The 12,796-nt window shown below is 71.8% G+C and carries 14 protein-coding genes; 7 read left to right on the plus strand and 7 right to left on the minus strand.

Features of this window, described 5'->3' with window-relative positions:
* Positions 1–54: 54 nt before the first annotated feature.
* The 4 genes from FHW12_RS17725 to FHW12_RS17740 are packed head-to-tail and all read right to left on the minus strand — an operon-like array spanning position 55 to position 2,950.
* Positions 55–750: an SDR family oxidoreductase gene (locus FHW12_RS17725; protein ID WP_182532380.1), complete on the minus strand. Its 696-nt coding sequence runs from the start codon at positions 748–750 to the stop codon at positions 55–57.
* A 54-nt stretch (positions 751–804) separates the two neighbouring features.
* Positions 805–1,914: an HlyD family secretion protein gene (locus tag FHW12_RS17730; RefSeq protein ID WP_182532381.1), complete on the minus strand. Its 1,110-nt coding sequence runs from the start codon at positions 1,912–1,914 to the stop codon at positions 805–807.
* Complete coding sequence (locus FHW12_RS17735; protein ID WP_182532382.1) at positions 1,911–2,360, minus strand: PaaI family thioesterase; 450 nt, start codon at positions 2,358–2,360, stop codon at positions 1,911–1,913. Before FHW12_RS17735 ends, FHW12_RS17730 begins: the two co-directional genes overlap by 4 nt.
* A complete protein-coding gene (locus tag FHW12_RS17740) occupies positions 2,357–2,950 on the minus strand; it encodes a TetR/AcrR family transcriptional regulator (RefSeq protein ID WP_182532475.1) in 594 nt (197 codons plus the stop codon). Before FHW12_RS17740 ends, FHW12_RS17735 begins: the two co-directional genes overlap by 4 nt.
* Positions 2,951–3,020: 70 nt before the next feature.
* Between FHW12_RS17740 and FHW12_RS17745 the strand changes: the two genes are divergently transcribed.
* Positions 3,021–4,631, plus strand: a complete 1,611-nt coding sequence (locus FHW12_RS17745) for a DHA2 family efflux MFS transporter permease subunit (protein ID WP_182532383.1) — start codon at positions 3,021–3,023, stop codon at positions 4,629–4,631.
* Between the two features lie 19 nt (positions 4,632–4,650).
* Here FHW12_RS17745 and FHW12_RS17750 read toward each other — a convergent pair whose 3' ends face one another.
* Entirely contained in the window at positions 4,651–5,232 is a 582-nt protein-coding gene (locus tag FHW12_RS17750) for an FMN-dependent NADH-azoreductase (RefSeq protein WP_182532384.1), read from the minus strand.
* Between the two features lie 117 nt (positions 5,233–5,349).
* Between FHW12_RS17750 and FHW12_RS17755 the strand changes: the two genes are divergently transcribed.
* Positions 5,350–6,324 (plus strand): LysR substrate-binding domain-containing protein, encoded by a 975-nt coding sequence (locus FHW12_RS17755; RefSeq protein WP_182532385.1) that lies wholly within the window; start codon positions 5,350–5,352, stop codon positions 6,322–6,324.
* Between the two features lie 70 nt (positions 6,325–6,394).
* On the opposite strand, the gene FHW12_RS17760 is transcribed toward FHW12_RS17755, so the two are convergent.
* On the minus strand, positions 6,395–6,757 hold the full coding sequence (locus FHW12_RS17760) for a DUF2069 domain-containing protein (RefSeq protein ID WP_182532386.1): 363 nt from the start codon (positions 6,755–6,757) through the stop codon (positions 6,395–6,397).
* Positions 6,754–7,353, minus strand: a complete 600-nt coding sequence (gene wrbA, locus FHW12_RS17765; protein ID WP_182532387.1) for an NAD(P)H:quinone oxidoreductase — start codon at positions 7,351–7,353, stop codon at positions 6,754–6,756. Before wrbA ends, FHW12_RS17760 begins: the two co-directional genes overlap by 4 nt.
* 241 nt (positions 7,354–7,594) lie before the next feature.
* On the opposite strand from wrbA, the gene FHW12_RS17770 reads away from it, so the two are divergent.
* Genes FHW12_RS17770 through FHW12_RS17790 form a run of 5 tightly spaced genes read left to right on the plus strand, consistent with a single transcriptional unit; the run spans position 7,595 to position 12,796 of the window.
* Complete coding sequence (locus FHW12_RS17770) at positions 7,595–8,893, plus strand: YihY family inner membrane protein (protein ID WP_182532388.1); 1,299 nt, start codon at positions 7,595–7,597, stop codon at positions 8,891–8,893.
* Positions 8,890–9,384, plus strand: coding sequence for a TlpA disulfide reductase family protein (locus FHW12_RS17775; protein ID WP_182532389.1), 495 nt, complete (start codon positions 8,890–8,892; stop codon positions 9,382–9,384). The genes FHW12_RS17770 and FHW12_RS17775 overlap by 4 nt, the downstream gene beginning before the upstream one ends.
* Before the next feature lie 5 nt (positions 9,385–9,389).
* Positions 9,390–9,656: an acylphosphatase gene (locus tag FHW12_RS17780; protein WP_182532390.1), complete on the plus strand. Its 267-nt coding sequence runs from the start codon at positions 9,390–9,392 to the stop codon at positions 9,654–9,656.
* 5 nt (positions 9,657–9,661) lie between these two features.
* Entirely contained in the window at positions 9,662–10,450 is a 789-nt protein-coding gene (locus FHW12_RS17785) for a pseudouridine synthase (protein WP_310735278.1), read from the plus strand.
* Positions 10,451–10,459: 9 nt separating this feature from the next.
* Entirely contained in the window at positions 10,460–12,796 is a 2,337-nt protein-coding gene (locus FHW12_RS17790) for a winged helix-turn-helix domain-containing protein (RefSeq protein ID WP_182532391.1), read from the plus strand.

Raw genomic sequence — 12,796 nt, forward strand, 5'->3', positions numbered from 1 at the left:
TGACCCCGGTCAAGTGGATGCGCCGCCGCATGCGGCGGCGCGTGGACGATTGCTTCAGCCGAGGTAGATCGACGGCGTCGCGGCGAAGCCGGCCTTGACGTGGCGTGCGGTGTCGTCGGCGAGCACTTCGGGTGCGCCGGCCTCGATCCCGGCGAGCACCGCGCGGGCGATGTCCTCGGGCTTCGCCTTAGGCGCATCGACGCTCTTCACCATGTCGGTGTCGATGTAGCCCGCGTGCACGGCGACGACGAGCGTGCCTTGCGCGCGCAGTTCGTGGCGCAGGCCATTGGTGAGCGCCCAGGCGGCGGCCTTCGACACCGAATACGCGCCCGATTGCGGCAGGCTGACCCAGCTCAGCGCCGACAGCATGTTGACGAGCGCGCCGCCGCCGTTGCGGGCGAGCACGGGCGCGAACGCGCGGCTGACGGCGAGCATGCCGTGCAGGTTGGTCTCGAGCACGCGCCGCAGCGCGGCGTCGCCGCCGTCGGCGAGCAGCGGCGTGCCGCCGATGACGCCCGCGTTGTTGACGACGAGGTCGACGTCGCCGCATTCGCGCGCGGCGGCGGCGACCTGGCCGTCGTCGTCGACGTCGAGGCGCACCGGCACGACGCCGGCGAGCGCGACGGTCGATGGATCGCGCGCGGCCGCGTAGACCTTGCGCGCGCCGGCGTCGAGGAGCGCCTTCGCGTAGGCGAGGCCGAGGCCGCGGTTGGCGCCGGTGACGAACGCGGTACTGCCTTGGATCTTCATCTGCATGTCCTTGGTTGGGGTACGGATGCGGCGGACGCCGGTCCGCCGCGAAGTTCAGCGCGATGCCTGGCGGTTCGCCGGCGCATCGAGCACGACCGTGACCGTGCTCGACAGGCCGGCGCGCAGGCGCGCGAGCGCGGGCTGGTCCGCATCGAAGCGGATGCGCACCGGCACGCGTTGCACGATCTTGGTGAAGTTGCCGGTGCCGGGTTCGAACGGCAGCAGCGAGAACTGCGAGCCGGAGCCCGGCGCGAAGCTGTCGACGCGCGCGCCCAGCGTCTCACCGGGCAGCGCGTCGACGACGACGCGCGCGCGCTGGCCGACCGTCATGCGCGCGGTCTGCGTCTCCTTGAAGTTCGCGACGACGTACAGCGCGTCGAGCGGCACGACCGTCATGAGGCGCGTGCCCGGTTGCACGTAGTCGCCGGGCTCGACCTGGCGGTCGCCGACGACGCCGTCGACCGGTGCGCGCACGAGTGCATTGCGCTGGTCCTGCAGCGCGAGGTCGAGCGCCGCTTGCGCGGTCGCGCGCGCGGCTTCGGTCTGGGCGAGGTTCGCGCGCAGCGTCTCGCCACGCGCATCGGTCACCGCGGCCTGGTCGCGGCTGACCGCGAGCGCGGCGCGGCTGTGGTCCGCGTTCGCCTGCGCGGTGACCTCGGCCGCACGGTACTGGTCGACGTCGCGGCGCGCGACCGCACCGCTGCGCACGAGGTCGTCGTAGCGGCGGCGATCGGCTTCGGCGAGCGCGCGTTGCGCGTCGGACGAGCGGATCGAGGTCTGCGCCGCACGCACGTTCGACGCGGCGAGGCGCTGCTCGGCGTCGAGGGTCGTCAGCGCGGCGCGCGCGGCCGCGATCGCCGCGTCGGCGTTCTGCACGCTCGCGCGTGCCGAGGCGACGCGTGCGTCGAATTCCTCGGCGTCGATGCGCACGAGCGGGTCGCCCTTGCGAACGCGCTGGTCGTGCTGCACGAGCACCTCGGCGACGAGGCCACGCACTTTCGGCGCGACGACCGAACTGTCGGCCTGCAGGTAGGCATTGTCGGTCGATTCGCTGCGACGCGGCGCATACAGCCAGAGCACGCCGGCAACAGCGACCACGAGCGCGATCACCGCGGCGAACAGCGGACCGCGCACGCGGCGCGGCGACGGGGCGGGTGTGTTCATTTTTCCATCACCAGCAGGGTGGAGGTTGCGGTCGCGTGGAGCACGCCGGCCGCGTCGACGAGGCGCGCTTCGGCGTACGCGACGCGCCGGCCGAACGCGATCACGCGCCCTTCGGCACGCATGCGGCCGGTCGCCGCGGTGGCCGCCTTGTGGAACGCGACCTTGAGTTCGAGCGTCGTGTACGCTTGTGTCGGCGAAAGCTTCGAATGCACCGCGCAGCCGCAGGCCGAATCGAGCAGCGTCGCGAACCAGCCGCCGTGCGCGACGCCCATCGGGTTGTGGGCGTGCGGCCCGGGCGAGCCGGCGAACACCGCGTGGCCGTCGTCGACCTCGACGAGATCGAAGTCGAGTGCGTCGCCGATGCCGGGGCGCTTGCCCGCGGCGATGAACGCGCGCAGTTGCGCGAGACCGTCGAGGCCCGCGCCGATCTCGCGGGTCATGCTCATGCGCGCGCCTCCAGGCCGAAGCGGCGAACGAGGTGCCGCTTCGACGCCGCGAGGATCGCGTCGGACCGTTTGGCGTCGGGCTCGACGCGCGCGAGCGCGAGCGCACCGACGAGTTCGGCGACGAGCGAACGCGCCTCGCCCTCTGCTTCCGCACGGCCGAGTTCGCCGAGCATCGCGGTGAGGCGCGCGACGAGGCGCTGCACGCCGTCGGCGTAGATCGCGCGCGTTTCTTCGGTCAGGCGCGGCAGGTCGGACGACAGCGCGGGGATCGGGCAGCCGCTGTCGCGCGAGTCGCGATGCTTCTTCGACAGGTAGAAGTCGACGTACGCGCGCAAGCCCGTGCGCGCGTCGCGGCCTTCGGTCTCGCGCACGAAGCGCGCGCGAGCCTGTTCGAACATGTGTCCGACCGCGGCGGTGACGAGGTCATCCTTCGAGTCGAAATGCGCGTAGAAGCCGCCGTGGGTGAGGCCGGCCTCGGCCATGATCCCGGCGACGCCGACGCGCTCGGGGCCGGACGCGCGGATCGCGCCTGCAGCCGCATCGAGCACGCGCTCGCGCGTCTTCTGCTTGTGTTCGCTGTCGTAGCGCATCGGCATGCCTTGATGAATGATATGATGATCATAATATAATCACGCCGCCGCCGTTTCAAGGCCCTCCGCCATGTCCGCCTCGATCCCGCTTCCGCTTCCGCGTGCCGTCGCCGCACCGCCTTCGCCCGCGGACCTGCCGCTCGCGCAGCGCTTCCTCATCTTCGGCGTGATGGCGTTCGGCCAGTTCATGGCGCTCATCGACATCCAGATCGTCGCCGCCTCCCTCAACGACGTGCAGGCGGGCCTGTCCGCGGGGCCCGACGAGATCAGCTGGGTGCAGACCGGCTACCTCATGGCCGAACTCGTGATGATCCCGTTCTCGGCGTTCCTCGCCCAGGCGCTGTCGACGCGCTGGCTGTTCGCGCTGTCGGCGGGCCTGTTCACGCTCGCGAGCGCGCTGTGCGGCGCGGCGTGGGACATCGAGTCGATGACCGCGTTCAGGGTGATCCAGGGCTTCGTCGGCGGCGCGATGATCCCGACCGTGTTCGCGACCGGCTTCGCCCTGTTCGACGGCAAGGAGCGTGCGCTGATACCGGCGATCCTCGGCATGGTGTCGGTGCTCGCGCCGACGCTCGGGCCCACCGTCGGCGGCGTGCTCACCGAGGCGTTCGGCTGGCGCTCGATCTTCTACGTGAACATCGTGCCCGGCATCGCGGTCACCGCGCTGACGCTGCTGCTCGTGCGCGTCGACAAGGCCGACGTCGCGATGCTCAAGCGCATCGACTACGTGCATCTCGTCGCGATGGCGGCGTTCCTCGGCGGGCTCGAATACGTGCTCGAGGAAGGGCCGCGTTACCAGTGGCTCGACGATCCCGTGGTCGCGACCGCGGCATGGCTGTCGCTCGTCGGCTTCGGCCTGTTCCTCGAGCGCTCGCTGCGCTCGCCGGCACCGGTCGTGCGACTGTCGCCGTTCCGCGAGCCGACGTTCGTGTTCGCCTGCCTGTTCAACCTCGTGATCGGCTTCGGCCTGTACTCGGCGACCTACCTGGTGCCGCTTTTCCTCGGCCGCGTGCGCGGCTACGACAGCCTGCAGATCGGCACCACCGTGTTCGTCACCGGCATCGCGCAGATCGCCAGCACGCTGGTCGCCGCGCGCCTGTCGCAGCGCGTCGATCCACGGGCGATGATCGCGGTCGGCCTGCCGCTGTTCGCGGCGAGCCTGTGGCTCGCGTCCTACCTCACGCCCGAATGGGGCTTCGCCGCGTTGCTGCTGCCGCAGGCGCTGCGCGGCCTCGCGATCATGCTCTGCATCGTGCCGAGCGTGACGCTCGCGCTCGGCGGCTTCGCCGGCACGGAACTGCGTGCCGCCTCGGGATTGTTCAACCTCATGCGCAACCTCGGCGGCGCCATCGGCATCGCGATCGTCAACACCTGGCTGCAGGACGAAGCGCGCATCCACGTCGCGCGCTTCGGCGAAAGCCTCGGCGAAGCGGCGCGCACCGCGCCGGACGTGGTCGCCGCGCTCGCCGGCCGCTTCGCCGCGGCGACCAGCGACGCCGCGCACGCGCTGCTCGTCGCCCAGGGCGAGATCGCCCGCGTGGTCGCGCGTGCGTCGCTCACGCTCGCCTTCAACGACGTGTTCCGCCTGATGGCGTGGATGTTCCTCGTCGCACTCGTGCTCGTGCCGCTGTGCCGGCCGCCGCGCGTCGTGGCGGCGGCGCCTCCGGCGGACGCGCACTGAGCCGCGCGCGGCATCCTGCTCAGGCGGCGAGGCGATGGGCGTCGGCGATCGAGCGATGTGCGGCGGCAACCGCGCGCTGCTTGTTCTCCGGCGAAAGGTTCACGCCTTCCGCGCGCACGACTTCGATGTCGGTGACGCCGAGGAAGCCGAACACCTTGCGCAGGTAGTCTTCCTGGAAGTCCATCGCTTCGGCCGGGCCTTCGCTGTAGATGCCGCCGCGCGCGGAGACGATGATCACGCGCTTGCCGCCGGCGAGGCCTTCGGGGCCGTTCGCGCCGTAGCGGAACGTCTTGCCGGCGACGGCGACGCGGTCGATCCACGCCTTCAGCGTGCTCGGGATCGAGAAGTTGTACATCGGCGCACCGATGACCACGACGTCGGCGGCGAGGAATTCGTCGAGCATCGCGTTGCCGGCGCGCGCGGCGGGGTCGCTCGCATCGGCTACCGGTGCCCAGTGCGGCAGCGGCTGCGCGGCGAGGTCGTGGTAGACGACGTCCGTGCCGGGGTTGTTGCGCGTCCACGACTCGACCAGGGCGCGGCCGAGGTCGCGCGTGACCGAGTGGGTGCCGAGGGCGCTGGAATCGACATGGAGCAGTTTCATGACGGGTCTCCTGGGACCGCGGGAAGCGGTGCTTCCGACGCCGGAAACGATATGGCGTGGACAATCACCCGATAAGTCCGTCAAAATGCGATGGTTCGTTCGCACAGGGAAACGATCATGACGACGGCCGACGGCGCGCTGCACGACCTCAACGATTTGCGCTTCTTCGCGGCCGTGGTCGAACACAAGGGCTTTTCGGCGGCCGGGCGCGCGCTCAACACGCCCAAGTCGCGCCTCAGCAAGCGCATCGCCCAGCTCGAGGAGCGCCTCGGCGTGCGCCTGCTGCAGCGGACCACGCGCCGCTTCGCGGTGACCGAGATCGGCGAGCGTTTCTACGCGCACTGCCGCGCGGCGCTCGAGGAAGCGCGCGCTGCGCAGGATGTCGTCGACGAGCTGCGCGCCGAGCCGCGCGGCGTGGTGCGTTTCAGCTGCCCGGTCTCGCTCGTGCAGACGATCATCGCGCACGTCCTTCCCGACTTCCTCGCGGCGCATCCGAAGGTGCAGGTGCGCGTGCTGTCGAGCAACCGCCGCGTCGACGTGATCGGCGAGGGTTTCGACCTCGCGATCCGCGTGCGCGACAAGCTCGATACCGACGCGTCGCTGGTGCTGCGCACGTTCGGCCATTCGCGCGCGCTGCTCGTCGCCTCGCCGCAGTTTCTCGATGCGCACGGTCGTCCCGCCCAGCCGGTCGACCTCGAACGCCTGCCGCTGCTGTCGATGCTCGAGCACGATGGCGCGCAGATCCTCGAACTGCACGGCTCCGAGGGCGCGAAGGCGAGCGTGGAGATGCAGGCGCGGGTGATCTGCGGCGATTTCGCGTTGCTGTTCGAGGCGGCGCGACGCGGGCAGGGCGTGGCGACCTTGCCCGAATTCGTCTGCGCGCCGGCGGTCGTCAAGGGCGAACTCGAGGTCGTGCTGCCCGATTGGGCGATGCCGCAGGGCGTCATGCACTTCGTCTACCCGAGCCGGCGTGGCCAGCTGCCCGGCGTGCGCGCGCTGGTCGAGTTCCTCGCCGACCGCCTGCCGTCGGCAGTCGAGCACAAGCACCAGCAGTGCTGCGAGCAGAAGACAAAGGCGAAGAAGAAGGATTGAAACACGGAGCACACGGAGCACACGGAGAAGGCAAGTACCAGAGAGCTTCGCCTCGGCGTGCCCCCGTGTTTCAGTCCTTGGATGCCGCCTCGATGCGATTCGCTGCGGCCTTGCGTTGCCGCGTATCCCAGCCGATGGCGCCGACCAGCACGACGCAACATGCGGCTTCGAGCAGCGCGGGCAGTCGCGCTGCGGGTACCGCCCACGCCGCGACGATGCCGTGGCAGAAGTAGAACAACGCGACGATGCCGATCCAGAGCAGCGCGCGGCGCGGACGCGCGAGTGCGAACAGCGGCAGCAGCAGCGGCGGCAGGGTCAGTGCGAGCGCGTACAGCGGCTTGCCGTTCGCCGGCGGCGCGAGCCAGAAATACCAGAGCGGTTGCAGCAGCACGAGCGCTGCCCAGGCGGCATGGCCGACTCGCTGCGGCGTCATGCGCCGCGCTCCAGTTTCGCCGCGACGTCGGCGACGCGGCGGCCGAGCACGCGCGCAAGCGCGCGTTCGTCCTCGTCGATCGGGTTCGCGCCCGACGTGCCGGCGACGTGGCTCGCGCCGTACGGCGAACCGCCGCCGCGCGTGCGGTTGAGCGCGGCCTCGGTATACGGGATGCCGACGACGAGCATGCCGTGGTGAAGCAGCGGCAGCATCATCGACAGCAGGGTCGTCTCCTGGCCGCCGTGCATCGTGCTGGTCGAGGTGAACACGCCCGCGGGCTTGCCGACGAGCGTGCCCGACGCCCACTCGGCCGAGGTCGTATCGAGGAAGTGCTTGAGCGGCGCGGCCATGTTGCCGAAGCGCGTCGGGCTGCCGAGCACGAGCCCCGCGCAGTCGTGCAGGTCCGCGCGCGTCACGTACGGTGCACCTTCGTCGGGCTCGGGGGGCGCTGCCGTCTCGGTGACCGGTGCGACCGGCGGCACGCTGCGCACGCGCGCTCGCATGCCGCCGATTTCCTCGACGCCGCGTGCGACAAGCCGCGCGAGCTGCGCGACCTTGCCGCCACGGCTGTAGTAGAGGACGAGAATCTCGCTCATCGGCAGGCCCGGGGAAATGGGCGTCGATGATAAGCGACGCCGCGCATGCATGCGTGCGCGTGCCGTCCCGCATCGGGCGGAGCGGCGTCTGTGGGAGCGGCGGAAGCCGCGATGCTCCTGCTCCGGACCACGGAGAGCTTCGCGGCTTCCGCTGCTCCCACAGGACGAGCGTCGCGATGCCGGTCGCCGCGCCGTCGAGCCGCACATTGGCCAGTCAGCCGCGCTGCGCTAGGCTCGGGGCATGCTGCTCGATCGCCTGCTCCGGCTCGTCCATCCGCGCTACGACCGCGACCGCATCGTCGCGTTCCTCGACTTCACCTGGCGGCGCTTCCTCGAGGACCGCTGCCTGCAGACCGCGGGCGCGCTGGCGTACACGACGGTGTTCGCGCTGGTACCGCTCACCGCCGCCGTGCTCGGCGTGCTCGCCGCGTTCCCCGGCTTCGCCGGCTGGCGCGATCAGGTCACGCAGTGGGTGTTCGAGAACTTCGTGCCCGCGGCAGGCAGCACGGTGCAGGGCTACCTCACCCAGTTCGCCGACAACGCGAGCCGGGCGACCGCGGTCGGCGTGCTCGTGCTGCTGTTCAGCGCGGTCTCGCTGATGATGAGCATCGAGGACGCGTTCAACCGCATCTGGCGCGTGCAGGTGCCGCGCGGCGCGGGTGCACGCTTCATCGTCTACTGGACCGCGCTCACGCTCGGCCCGCTGCTACTCGTCGCCGCGCTCGCGATCAGTTCGTACGCGTTCGCATTGCCGTTCATCGACGCCGCCGAGGCGCAGTTCTCGATCAAGGCGCGCGTGCTCGCGGTGCTGCCGTTCCTGCTCGTCTGGAGCGCGCTCGTCGCCGCCTACGCGGTGATCCCGAACCGCGGCGTGCGCTTGCGCCATGCGCTGTTCGGCGCGTTGCTCGCGACCACGCTGTTCGAACTCGCCAAGCGCGGCTTCGCGCTGTACGCGACGCGCTACGCGAGCTACCAGCAGGTGTACGGCGCGCTCGCGATGGTGCCGATCTTCATCTTCTGGATCTACCTGTCGTGGGCGATCGTGCTGTTCGGCGCGTCGATCACCGCTTCGCTCAACGCGTTCGACTACCGCCCCGCGTCGCAGCGACTGCCGCGCGGGCACGAGCTGACCGGCCTGCTGCGCGTGCTCGGCCATTTCGTCGCCGCGCAGCGCGAAGGGCGCGGGCTGCACAGCGCGCAGCTGTGCGCGCTCGAGCCGTTCCTCACCGACGACCTGCTGCAGCGCTACCTCGGCGACCTGCATCGGGTCGGCGTGATCCGTCGCGGCGAGCTCGGCGAATGGATGGTCGTGCGCGACCTCGGCCAGGTGCGCCTGCTCGAGCTCGTCGAGGAAGGCGGCTACCGCTTGCCGCTCGACGCCGCCGGCATCGACGGCCTCGCCGCGCCCGCGGCCGCGCTGATCGTCCAGCTCGGCGAACGTACGCGCCGCGCGCTCGCCCTGCCATTGGCCGCGTTGTTCGCGCCGGATGTACCATCGGCGACCCCCGTCACTTCCCCGAATCCGTCGGAGCACGCATGACATTTTCCCTTCGCGCCCTCGCTTTCGCCTTCGCGGCCGTCGTCGCGACGGCGCACGCCGACGAGCAGCACGCGACCAAGGCGAAACCCGGGCTCTCGATCAAGACGCTCGACGGCAAGACGTTCGAGCTGTCCGCGCAGTACGGCCGCTGGGTCATCGTCAACTTCTGGGCGACCTGGTGCTCGCCGTGCATCAAGGAGATGCCCGACATCTCCGCGTACGTGAGCGCGCACGCGAAGAACGTCAGCGCGATCGGCATCGCCTGGGAAGACACCGAGCGCGACGAGATCGACGCGTTCGTGAAGAAGCACCCGGTGTCGTATCCGCTCGCCCAGGGCGACGTCTACAACCCGCTGCCCGACTTCGAGGTGCCGCGCAACCTGCCGGTCACCTACGTGATCGCGCCGGATGGCAGCGTCGCGCGCAAATTCACCGGCCCGATCACCGCCAACGACCTCGACAAGGTCGTCGCCGCGAGCATGGCCAAGTAGCTGCGATGAGCGGCGCGCGCTTCCACGTGTCCGGGCTCGTGCAGGGCGTGTTCTTCCGCGCCTCGACGCAGGCGCGCGCGCGCGAACTCGGCCTGGTCGGCTGGGCGAAGAACCTCGTCGATGGCCGCGTCGAGGTGGTCGCCGGCGGCGACGCCGCGGCGATCGACGAGCTCGAACGCTGGCTGCTGCGTGGCCCGCCGGGCGCGCGCGTCGACGCGGTCGAACGCGAGCCGTTCGACGCGCCGCCGCGCGACGGCTTCGCGCGGATCTGACGCGCGTGCGCAAACCCCGGCCCGGGGCGTCGCACGCGCGGCCGGCCGCACGCACCGCGTCCGCATCGCGCCACGGCCTCGCGCGCGTGATCTCCAAGCTCGGCATCGCCTCGCGCACGCAGGCGGCACGCTGGATCGCCGACGGCCGCGTCAGCGTCGATGGCCGCGTCGTGCGCGACGCGGAGCGACCGACCGATGCCGCACGCGAGCGCATCGCGATCGACGGCAGCGCGGTCGCGGCACGCGAGCGCATCTACGTCGTGCTCAACAAGCCGCGCGGCGTCGTCACGAGCGCCGCCGACGAACGCGGTCGCGATACCGTCTACGCGTCGTTCGGCGCCTCGGGGCTGCCCTGGCTCGCGCCGGTCGGCCGGCTCGATCGCGCGAGCGAAGGCCTGCTGCTGTTCAGCAACGACAGTGCCTGGGCCGCGGCGATCACCGCGCCCGATTCGCACCTCGACAAGACCTACCACGTGCAGATCGATCGCCTGCCCGACGCCGCGCTGCTCGCGGCGATGCGCGCGGGCGTCGTCGACGGCGGCGAGCGCCTCGCGGTGAAGGCGGTGCGCGAGCTGCGCCGCGGCGAACGGCACGCGTGGCTCGAGATCGTGCTCGACGAAGGTCGCAACCGGCAGATCCGCCGCATGCTCGCCGCGCTCGAGGTCGACGTGTTGCGCCTCGTGCGCGTCGCGATCGGCACGCTCGTGCTCGGCACGCTCGGCAAGGGCGGCTGGCGCCGGCTCGAGCCCGCGGAAGTCGCCGCGCTCGCACCGCCGTCGGCCGCCAGGCCCTAAAATGCGCGGATGAACTATCGCTTCGGGCGTTGGCGGATCGCGCCGCAGGCCCGCGAACTCTGGCATGACGAGCAACTGCAGCCGGTCGCGCGGCGCGTGTTCGAGTGCCTCGCGTACCTCATCGAGCACCGCGAGCGCGCGGTCGGTCGCGACGAACTCGTCGCCGCGCTGTGGGGACGCGTCGACGTCGCCGACGTGCTCGTGAGCCAGCTCATCGCGCGTGCGCGACGCGCGATCGGCGACGATGCGCAGGCACAGCGCGCGATCCGCACCGTGCCCGGCTTCGGCTATCGATGGGTCATGCCGATCGACGATGCCGCCGTGGCGGGCGGCGATGGTGCGCCCGCGGCCGTTCCGGCGGAGCCGGCCGCTTTCATGCTCGCGGACGACGTTTCCGTGGCGACCGGGTCGACCGTCGCGGCATCGTTGCGCCCACGGCATCGCGCCGTCGCCGTGCTCGCATTCACCGTGCTCGCCGTCGTCGTCGGTGCCGGCTGGTGGTTTTCCGTGCGTCGCGAGGCATCGCCCGTACCGCCGCCCCCCACGGGTGCTGCGGTCGTGCTCGTGCTGCCGTTCGACGTCGCGGCCACGCGCGAGCAAGGCTGGTTGCGCCTCGGCGCGATGGACCTCGTCGCCGAGCGCTTGCGCGCGGCGCAGTTGCCGGTGCCGCCGAGCGAGAGCGTCGTCGCCGCGCTGCACGCGCATGAGGACGACGACGAGGCGCGTCGCGAGCAGAACGCCGTCGCCGCGTTCAAGCCGAGGCTGGTCGTGCACGGCCGCGTGCAGCCGTCGAGCGAGGGCTGGCGCGTCGAACTCGACGCGCTCGACGATCGCGGCACGAGCCATCGCGTCAGCGCGACGCGCGCGCAACCGACCGAGGCCGCGCGCCAGGCGAGCGGCCTGCTGCTCGCCGCACTCGGTCATCGCGGCAGCGCGGACGAGGAGGGGAGGGGCGACCCGCTCGACGACCGCCTGCAGCGCGTGCAGGCGGCGATCCTCAGCAACGAATACGACCTCGCGCGCGAACTGCTCGAGCAGTCGTCGCCGGCCGAGCAGAACGATCCGCGCCTGCGCTTTCGCTCGGCCCAGGTCGAGTTCCACCTCGGGCGCATCGAGCAGGCCGACACGATCCTGCGCGAACTGCTCGCCGATCCCGCGACGCTGCCGTTCGAGCTGCGCACGAACGTGCTCGTCTCGCGCGGCATGCTCGCGATGCGGCGCGGCGACTGCGCCGCGGCCGAACCGTGGTACGACGCCGCGGTGCGACTCGCCGAACCCGACGGCAAGCCGCTCGCGCAAGGCAATGCGCTGGCCGGCCGCGGCCTCGCGCGCGCGTGCCTGCGCCGCTTCGACGACGCGTCGAACGACCTCGGCCTCGCGCGCGCGCGCATGGCGGCGGCGGGCGATGCGCTCGGCCTCGCGCGCGTCGACAACTACCTCGGCCTGCTCGATGCGGACCGGCGGCGCCTCGCCGACGCGCTGGTCGACTTCCGCGCCGCGGCGACGACGTTCGAGCGCTTCGGCGCCGTCGACGCGCAGCGCGCGGTGCTCAACGGCCAGCTCGAGGTGCAGGCGGACCTGCTGCAACACGCCGATGCGCTCGCCAGCAGCGAGCGCCTGTGGGCGCTGCGCGCGCAGGTCGGCGATCCGGGCCAGCGCCTCGCGCTCGCCGCCAATCGCGCGCGCGCGCTCATCGACGTCGGCCGCCTGCAGGCCGCGGCGCAGGTGCTCGCCGCGACCGCCGACGACCTCGCCGCCGCGACGCAGGCCGGCTACGGCCACTACGTGCACGCGCAGGGCGCGCGTCTGGCCGAGCTCTCGGGCGACCGCGCACGCGCGGTCGCCGAAGCGCGACTCGCGCTCGCGGCCTGGCCGAAGCAGCCGGACGAACCCTTGCGCGAGCGTACCGCCTGGCTGCTCGTGCGCGCGGGTGCGAACGACCTCGCCGACGGCACGGTCGACGATGCGTCGCCGTACGCGGCACTCGTACTCGCGACGCAGGCGCGCGCGCGCAACGATGCCGCCACGGCAGCGCGGCAATACGAGCGCGCCCTCGCGGCCGCCGAGCAGGGCGGCGTGCCGGCGACGGTCGCCGATGCCGCGATCGCCTACGCGGGCTGGCTGCTCGAACGCGGCGACACGCGGCGCGCGGCCGAGATCGGCGGCCGCGTCGCGCGCTGGGCCGACCGTGACTTCGCCTGCGCCGAACTGCAGGTCGCGCTGTACCAGGCCCTCGGTCGCGAAGACCTGCGCGTGGCTGCACTGCGCCAGGCGGACGCGCTTGCCGGCGAGCGGCAGGTGCGCGCGAGCCTGCGCGACGCGGCCTTGCCGCCGGCGCGGTCGTGA

It is taken from the genome of Dokdonella fugitiva (genome assembly GCF_014138265.1).
GTDB lineage: Bacteria > Pseudomonadota > Gammaproteobacteria > Xanthomonadales > Rhodanobacteraceae > Dokdonella_A > Dokdonella_A fugitiva_A.

Coding starts and splice junctions, on each gene's coding strand:
- FHW12_RS17725 (WP_182532380.1), bottom strand. CDS start 750: ATGAAGATCCAAGGCAGTACCGCGTTCGTCACCGGCGCCAACCGCGGC.
- FHW12_RS17730 (WP_182532381.1), bottom strand. CDS start 1,914: ATGAACACACCCGCCCCGTCGCCGCGCCGCGTGCGCGGTCCGCTGTTC.
- FHW12_RS17735 (WP_182532382.1), bottom strand. CDS start 2,360: ATGAGCATGACCCGCGAGATCGGCGCGGGCCTCGACGGTCTCGCGCAA.
- FHW12_RS17740 (WP_182532475.1), bottom strand. CDS start 2,950: ATGCGCTACGACAGCGAACACAAGCAGAAGACGCGCGAGCGCGTGCTC.
- FHW12_RS17745 (WP_182532383.1), top strand. CDS start 3,021: ATGTCCGCCTCGATCCCGCTTCCGCTTCCGCGTGCCGTCGCCGCACCG.
- FHW12_RS17750 (WP_182532384.1), bottom strand. CDS start 5,232: ATGAAACTGCTCCATGTCGATTCCAGCGCCCTCGGCACCCACTCGGTC.
- FHW12_RS17755 (WP_182532385.1), top strand. CDS start 5,350: ATGACGACGGCCGACGGCGCGCTGCACGACCTCAACGATTTGCGCTTC.
- FHW12_RS17760 (WP_182532386.1), bottom strand. CDS start 6,757: ATGACGCCGCAGCGAGTCGGCCATGCCGCCTGGGCAGCGCTCGTGCTG.
- wrbA (WP_182532387.1), bottom strand. CDS start 7,353: ATGAGCGAGATTCTCGTCCTCTACTACAGCCGTGGCGGCAAGGTCGCG.
- FHW12_RS17770 (WP_182532388.1), top strand. CDS start 7,595: ATGCTGCTCGATCGCCTGCTCCGGCTCGTCCATCCGCGCTACGACCGC.
- FHW12_RS17775 (WP_182532389.1), top strand. CDS start 8,890: ATGACATTTTCCCTTCGCGCCCTCGCTTTCGCCTTCGCGGCCGTCGTC.
- FHW12_RS17780 (WP_182532390.1), top strand. CDS start 9,390: ATGAGCGGCGCGCGCTTCCACGTGTCCGGGCTCGTGCAGGGCGTGTTC.
- FHW12_RS17790 (WP_182532391.1), top strand. CDS start 10,460: ATGAACTATCGCTTCGGGCGTTGGCGGATCGCGCCGCAGGCCCGCGAA.